Genomic DNA, 334 nt, shown 5'->3' on the forward strand with positions numbered 1-334 from the left:
TGCTTCCAGTGACTCCATCGCCTCTGCAAATGTGGTTGGTAGTCGAACTGCACGGTTAATTTCATAGACGAACTCGTCAATGATTTCCATGGGATTTTGGCTTTGCGGATGATTTTCGCGCGTGCTCCCTTCGTTGAATGTGATGTCGCGTCTGATGAGTACTTTCTTGTCTCTGACGCGTTCTACAACGTATCCCTTTTGGTAATATGGGTATCCTAAGAAAATACACTTTTCCGCTGTTGGATCAATACTAGTCCTAAATGAACTGTCAATGTGTGTCCAGGCAACGCATCCAAATGGGCGCATGTTATCGACCGCAGGAACTTGATTTTTC

General features: G+C 45.2%; 1 protein-coding gene. It reads right to left on the reverse strand.

Annotated elements, in window-relative coordinates; genetic code table 11:
* Positions 1-334: hypothetical protein (locus B5P40_RS33135; RefSeq protein ID WP_220089778.1), on the reverse strand; the 334-nt coding region annotated here is incomplete at both ends.

The sequence above is a fragment of the Bacillus sp. SRB_8 genome (assembly GCF_003264205.1).
In the GTDB taxonomy this organism is placed as follows: Bacteria; Bacillota; Bacilli; order Bacillales; family Bacillaceae_G; genus Bacillus_A; species Bacillus_A mycoides.